Annotated in this window: 5 protein-coding genes; 2 read left to right on the forward strand and 3 right to left on the reverse strand. The window is 38.6% G+C overall.

Translation table 11 applies throughout. From position 1 onward, the window contains the following. Window positions 1–8 precede the first annotated feature (8 nt). Window positions 9–1,184, reverse strand: coding sequence for a cysteine desulfurase family protein (locus Q0Q74_RS11270; RefSeq protein ID WP_294430919.1), 1,176 nt, complete (start codon window positions 1,182–1,184; stop codon window positions 9–11). Between the two features lie 77 nt (window positions 1,185–1,261). On the opposite strand from Q0Q74_RS11270, the gene lon reads away from it, so the two are divergent. After that, window positions 1,262–3,943 carry an endopeptidase La gene (gene lon, locus Q0Q74_RS11275; RefSeq protein ID WP_294430921.1) on the forward strand — a complete coding sequence of 894 codons (2,682 nt, stop codon included), beginning with the start codon at window positions 1,262–1,264 and terminating at the stop codon, window positions 3,941–3,943. Window positions 3,944–3,945: 2 nt separating this feature from the next. Here the strand turns inward: lon and Q0Q74_RS11280 are convergent, their stop codons facing one another. Further along, window positions 3,946–5,451 (reverse strand): folylpolyglutamate synthase/dihydrofolate synthase family protein, encoded by a 1,506-nt coding sequence (locus Q0Q74_RS11280; protein WP_294430923.1) that lies wholly within the window; start codon window positions 5,449–5,451, stop codon window positions 3,946–3,948. Between the two features lie 111 nt (window positions 5,452–5,562). Here Q0Q74_RS11280 and trpS point away from each other — a divergent pair, with 111 nt between their 5' ends. Then, entirely contained in the window at window positions 5,563–6,648 is a 1,086-nt protein-coding gene (gene trpS / locus Q0Q74_RS11285) for a tryptophan--tRNA ligase (protein ID WP_294430925.1), read from the forward strand. 37 nt (window positions 6,649–6,685) lie between these two features. Here the strand turns inward: trpS and Q0Q74_RS11290 are convergent. Next, on the reverse strand, window positions 6,686–7,113 hold a 428-nt coding region (locus Q0Q74_RS11290; protein ID WP_294430926.1), incomplete at its 5' end, for a CPBP family intramembrane glutamic endopeptidase.

Genomic DNA, 7,113 nt, shown 5'->3' on the forward strand with positions numbered 1-7,113 from the left:
TTTTTTTATTACCAGAAATCTTTTGTTATTTCTTTTACTGCTTCAAATAGTTCGTCCATTGATTTTTTAGTTGTGAAAGGTCCAAAACTGAACCGAACGGCACTGTCCTGAATCTCACGGCTGGCATTCATAGCAGCCAGAATCGGGCGGCTTTGTTTTTTGGCAGAGCAGGCACTTCCTGTTGAAATGCAGAATCCCTTTGCGTCTAAAGCACGAACCATTACATTTCCCGGAATTCCTAAAAAGGCAGCCTGTACAATCCATGGACTGAAAAGAGATTGTATTTTATCGCTGAAATCTTCACGGATAGTTGGAACAAGACGGCATTTTTCTAAGGTTTTAAGTTTTTTCAGGAAATCACGAGTCCATTCCTGCTGTTTTTCAAAGCGTTCTTTTGCTTCATTTTGATTTATATAATAATTTTGCAGGCATTTTGCAAAGGCAACTGCTCCAAAAAGATTTTCTGTTCCGCTTCGTATATTCTGTTCCTGACCGCCACCAACTAAAAAAGAATTGAGCGGTTTTGAAAGGTACAGAATTCCGATTCCACGCGGGCCGGAAATTTTATGTGCACTCAGTGCTGCAGAGTCAATTCCCTTGTAAGACAGGTTCAGCGGAATCTTTCCTGCAGCCTGAACGCAATCAACATGAAAATGAGGCCTTTTCTTTTCTTTTGAGGCATTCGTAATGGCATCGGCTATTTCATAAATCGGTTGTATACATGAAGTTTCGTTGTTTACTGCCATAACGGTCACAAAAATCGTGTCACTGGTGAGTTTTTCAACAATTGATTGTGGAGTGATAAAACCGTTTGAATCTGGATTGACGCTCACGACATCATAGCCCTGTTTTTTTAGCATGGCACATTCTTCTCGAAGGGCTGGATGTTCAATGGAAGAAAGAATTATTCTTCCTGATTTTGAAGGCGTATTGAGGCATGAAAGGAGTGGAATATGGTCGCTTTCTGTACCTCCAGATGTAAAAATAATCTGATTTGATTTTACACCAAGAGTTTCAGCACAAGATTCACGGGCTTTTTCCAAAATCTGGCGTGCTTCTTTTCCTGTTGAATGTGTCGAGGATGGATTTCCGTCATATTTTATTGCAATTTCAAGTGATTCCCGCAGAATATCTTCATTACATGGAGCCGTTGCCGCCCAGTCAAAATAGTGTTCATTTTTCATAAAATAAATGATAGCGTATTGCACAAAAATTTGCTATCTTTCTTGCCGATAGGCATTTATTACATTATATTTATAGTATGGCAAAAGAAGACGATGAAATTAACAACAACGAAAATATAGATGACTCAAAAGAAGCCTTCAAGGATTTTATGAAGGATAACTTTGATATTGAAGTCAATGTTGATAATTTAGAAAAACCTGAATCTGAAACTAAAAATGATTCTGAACAACCCGAAGAGGATAAATCTAATAAAAAACGCGGCAAGCGCACTCGAAAGGTTTCCCTTAAAGATTTAGGGGAAGACGCACAAATCCTTCCAATTGAAGATTTTCTTCCTTCCAAATTAAGCATTATTCCTGTCGCAGGACGTCCAATGTTTCCTGGAATTTTCACACCTGTAATGATTAATTCCGGTGCGGATACACGCACGATTGAACAGGCTTACGAAGGTGATGGATTTATCGGTCTTGTCCTCTTAAAAGATGATGATGCAAAAGACGGCGATAAAGCTCCAGCAATAAAAGATTTGTACACAGTAGGAACTGTTGCCCGAATCATCAAAAAAATCAATCTTCCCGATGGTGGCGTAAACATCTTCATTTCCACTATAAAGCGATTTCGAATCCGAAAAACTCTCAGTGCCTCAAATCCTATCGTTGCGGCAGTTGAATATCTTGAAGATGAAGAATTTGATACATTTGAAGTAAAGGCCCTCACTCGCGCACTCATCAGTGAAATGAAGGAAATTAGTGAAAACAATCCTCTTTTTTCTGAAGAAATGCGCCTCAACATGGTCAACATCGATAATCCCGGCAAAATTGCTGATTTTGTAGCTTCTGTTTTAAATGTTGAAAAAGCTGACCAGCAGAAAGTTCTTGAAGAGGTAAATGTCCGTGCAAGGATGGAGCAAGTTTTGGTCTATATCAAAAAAGACCAGGACTTGCTTAGAATTCAAAAGAAAATTCAGAACGAACTTAACGAAAATTTTGAAAAGAATCAGCGGGAATACTTCCTTCGCGAAGAAATGAAGATGATTCAGGATGAACTCGGTGTCGGTGAGGATGGTTCTGATTATCAGAAATTCAAGGCACGAATTGCCGATTTTGAATTTGAAGGGGAAATTTTAGACACTGTTGAGAATGAACTTGAAAAATTCAAATTAATGGACCCAAGTTCAAGTGAATACTTTGTTTCTCGCAATTATCTTGAACTTGTATGTACCTTGCCTTGGAAAGATGATTCAAAAGAAAATTACGATTTGGTTAAGGCCGCAAAAATCCTTGAAAGAGACCATTATGGTTTGGACGATGTTAAAAAGCGCATAATGGAATACCTTGCCGTCCGAAAATTAAAAAATGACAACAAAGGCTCGATCATGATTCTTGTCGGTCCGCCTGGAGTCGGTAAAACTTCTATCGGTCATTCAATTGCCGAAGCAATGGGAAAGCCTTTCTATCGCTTTAGTGTAGGCGGCATGCGTGATGAAGCTGAAATCAAAGGTCACAGACGAACTTATGTCGGAGCTATGCCTGGTAAAATATTGCAGGGCTTAAAGATTGCAAAAACAAAAGCACCCGTTTTTTTAATTGATGAAGTTGATAAGATGGGGGCAAGTTATTCTGGTGGCGATCCGGCTTCGGCATTGCTTGAAGTTCTTGATCCGGAACAGAATGTTAGCTTCCGTGATTCATATCTGGATTTGCCGTTTGATGTTTCAAATGTGTTCTTTATTCTCACTGCAAATACTTTGGATAAAATTCCTGAGCCGCTTCTTGATAGGGCAGAAATTATTTCAATACCTGGATATATCGATCAGGAAAAACTAGAGATTGCAAAAAAATATCTCGTTCCAAAAAATCTTGTAAAGAATGGACTTGCAAAATCTCAGGTCAAATACACAAAAGAAGCTTTGCTGAGGATTGCTGAAGAATATGCTCGTGAAGCAGGCGTGCGTCATTACGAAAAGTGCATAGATAAAATTCACCGTAAGCTTGTTACGCAAATCCTTACGGGAATTCTTCCAGAAAGCAAAAAGCTTGGCTCTGTGACAAAATCTATTACGGATGAAGAAATTGATTCTCTTAAAAAAGAATCTTTCACGATTGATGCTCCTGATTTGGACAAATATCTTGGTAAGCCAGTTTTTGATGAGAGCGAAATTAAGCGTGCTGAAAGACCTGGAACTGCAATTGGTTTAGCATGGACTAGCATGGGTGGAGATACTCTTCTTATCGAAAGTATTGCCTTCCAGAGCGAAAAAGGCGGACTTCAGCTTACAGGCCAAATGGGTGATGTAATGAAGGAATCTGCTCAGATTGCAATGAACTGGGTTAAACAATATGCAATTGAGCATAAAATCAAAAATCCGAGCTGGTTTGAAAGAAATACAATTCATCTTCATATTCCTGAAGGTGCAACACCAAAAGATGGACCAAGTGCCGGAATCACGATGGCAACTACTCTCATGTCTCTTCTTACCAATCGTCCGATTAAGCCGAATGTGGCAATGACTGGAGAACTTGATTTGACTGGAGCCGTAATGCCGATTGGTGGACTCCGTGAAAAAACTGTTGCTGCCCGCAGAAATGGAATCAAGACAATCTTTATTCCGAAAGCCAATGAGCGTGACCTGGATGACATTCCTGAACATGTCAAAAAAGGAATTACTTTTATCCCGGTCAAGCAGGCAATGGAGGTCATGAAACAGGTTTTTCAGGCTCCGGTAAAAAAATCAGAAGATGTTGATTATGGATTTTAAGCTTAGATTTTCTGCATCTTTAGCATAATTTTTTTGACTTCTGCAATCAGATAAAATGAGCCTGTGACGAGAAGTATTGATTCTTCGTCATGGGCTTTTTTTAATGCCTTCATTATTTGTTTTTCAAAATCTTCGTCACAGTCGTATTGAAGCCCAGCGGTATCAAAAGCTTTCGTTAGCATATTCAAATCAGATGCCTTTACATTTCCAGGTTTTGTGAGAAAAATTTCCGTAAAAGAATTTTTGAATAGTGGGGCGATGTCTTTTGCATCTTTGTCTGCGGCACAGGCAAAAAGAAGCTTCCAGCGGTTCTGCTTTGAAGCAGGTGAAGTCAAGTGAGAATCCTGTTTTATTGAAGCTGTTCCAAAAATGCTGTTCATGGTCTCCATTGTGAATTTTACGCTGTTTACTGTATGAGCACCATCAAGAATCAGGAAAGGAATTTTTTCAAAGCCTTCAGGATTCGGTATAACTTCAAAACGGGCCGGGATACTTGCTTTTGACAGACCTTTTTCAATCTGCTCTTCACTGATGTATGGAATCGCTGTTTTTACAGCAATTGCTGCCAGTGCAGCATTCTCCGCCTGAACACTTCCTAACATTCGTAAGTTAAATTTTAATGGCCGAGAGAAAATTTTAGCAGAAAATTCTACACTTGTTAGCGGAAAAATCATTTTATCATCGTAAGTTGTATGATTTTTTATACAGTTATTGGCTTTTTGTGTATTACCGTTAGCTATTTCGTTGTGATTTTGTATACAGCTAGAGATATTTTTTACATAAAACTTGAAGTCTGTAACTAGATCTTCTGCAAAAAATGCCTGAGAATGTTTTTCTTCGGCGATTTTTTCTAAAACCTCTCGTACTTCCGGTCGTTGTTTTGAAATTATGACAGGTGTGTTCTCTTTTATGATTCCGCCTTTTTCGAATGCGATTTTTTCAAAACTGTCTCCGAGAAATTCCGTATGTTCAAGTTCGATTGGCGTTATGACGGAACAAATCGGTTTGACAACATTAGTGGAGTCCAGGCGGCCACCTAAACCTACCTCAAATACTGAATAATCAACTTTTGCCTGTCGGAAAACCAGGAATGAAAAGAGTGTGACTAACTCAAACCATGTAATTGGCCGTTCTGCAGGAAGCTCGCTTGTTTTTGTGTTTTGAACGCCATCCATGATTTCTTTTACGGCCTTATCGTAAACTTCCTCGTCAAATTCTCCTTTTGGTGAGGAAACTCTTTCTATAAAATCAAGAATATGCGGGGAGGTGTAAAGACCTGTCTTAAATCCGGCTTCGTCAAGAATAGAGGCAATGAATGTAGAGACCGAGCCTTTTCCCTTGCTGCCAGCCACATGAAAACATGGGGCGAAATTCTCTGGATGACCGAATTTTTCACAGAAGTAGTTCATTGTATCGAGCCAGAAAATGTTTTTTTTAGGTGTTTTTTCAAAATTTAGATAGCTGTCTATCCATGCTTCAAGTTTTTCAATTGATTTCATTTTTGCCATAGTATTTCTATTATATAGTTCTTTTTAATTTGTGAGAATCTATATAAATCTGTGGATAAATTTAAGTTTTTATGCTAAAATAGACGCATTGAAAAATTAAGGAAGTGAATTATGTCAGACGAATTGGAGACAAATGCAGATAAAATCCTGGCTGAAGCCATGAGGATGAGTGAAAAAATCGAAGCGGACATCGCCGTAAATCCCAAAAAATACCGTGTTTTGACAGGTGACAGGCCAACTGGTCGTCTTCATATTGGGCATTATTTTGGTTCTCTTAAAAATCGTGTACGCCTTTCAAAACTTGGTGTACCTACTATGATTTTGATTGCTGACTATCAGGTTTTAACAGATCATGATGCTTTCGATAAAATCAGCGAAAATACAAAACAGCTCGTTATTGACTACCTTGCAGCTGGAATTGAACCTGGTGAAAATGTATGCATTTATCCGCATAGCCATGTTCCTGAAGCAAATCAGCTTATGGTTCCGTTCCTCACACTTGTTACAAATGCCGAGCTTAATCGAAATCCTACTGTAAAAGATGAGATTGCAAAATCAACAATTCCATTGAATGCAGGTATGTACACATATCCGGTACATCAGGCTGTAGATATTCTTTTCTGCAAAGGAAATGTTGTTCCTGTCGGAAAAGATCAGTTGCCTCATCTTGAAATTGCAAGGGTGATTGCCCGTCGCTTTAACAACAAATTCTGTAAAAATTCTGAGCCTGTTTTCCCTGAGCCTCATGCACTTCTTTCAAAAACTCCTATGATTATGGGATTGGATGGAAGCGCGAAGATGAGTAAATCCCTCGGTAATACAATTATGCTTTCGGCTACAGAAGATGAAACCGCAAAACTTATCAAAAAAGCAAAAACTGATCAGGACAGGCATATTTCATACGATCCTGTCAATCGTCCAGAGGTAGCAAATTTGCTCAGAATCATCTCTCTTTGTACTGATGAAGAACCAGCAGCTATTGCTGAAAGAATCGGTGATGGCGGTGGCGGTATGTTGAAATCTACTTTAACCGAAGCTTTGAATGAACATCTCCGTCCTTTGAGGGCAAAGCGTGCTGAACTCGAACAGCAGCCTGAATTAATAAAGAAAGTGCTTAATGAAGGTGTTGAAAAGGCAAGAGAAATTGCACAGAAAACTTTGGAAGAAGTCCGTCATGTTATGAACATGGAGATTTAGCATTTTTCTGAAAAACTTGGTCCCTTGTAATGAGGGGCTAAGATAAAGCAAAAAGCATCAACAGTGATAAAAAATTATAAACAGCATGAATTGCAAAAGGAATCCAGATAGATTTAGTTTTTATCATGCAGAACCTTAAAAAGAAACCGCAGACGAGTGCATTTAAAAATCCAAGAAATCCAAGATAAATATGCCCCAAAGAGAAGAGCAGGAGAGAAATAAGTTCGCTCAAAACCCAAAGTTTTAGGTTGTTGCTGATTTTTTTCGATAGGACTTCCTTGAAAGCCTGTGGAAGATAAAACCTGTAAACAACTTCTTCTGAAAAAGCAGAAAATAAAACTCCGAAGAATAAATTAATAAATCCATAAAATGAAGAAGGAAAAACAGCTTTTTGAATCCCGCCCTCAATTTTGAAAGCAACGGCTATTCCCTCAAAAAAAACTGATGAAAGACACAGAGCTCCAA

Origin of the sequence: uncultured Treponema sp., assembly GCF_946187725.1 — a bacterium.
Classification (GTDB): domain Bacteria; phylum Spirochaetota; class Spirochaetia; order Treponematales; family Treponemataceae; genus Treponema_D.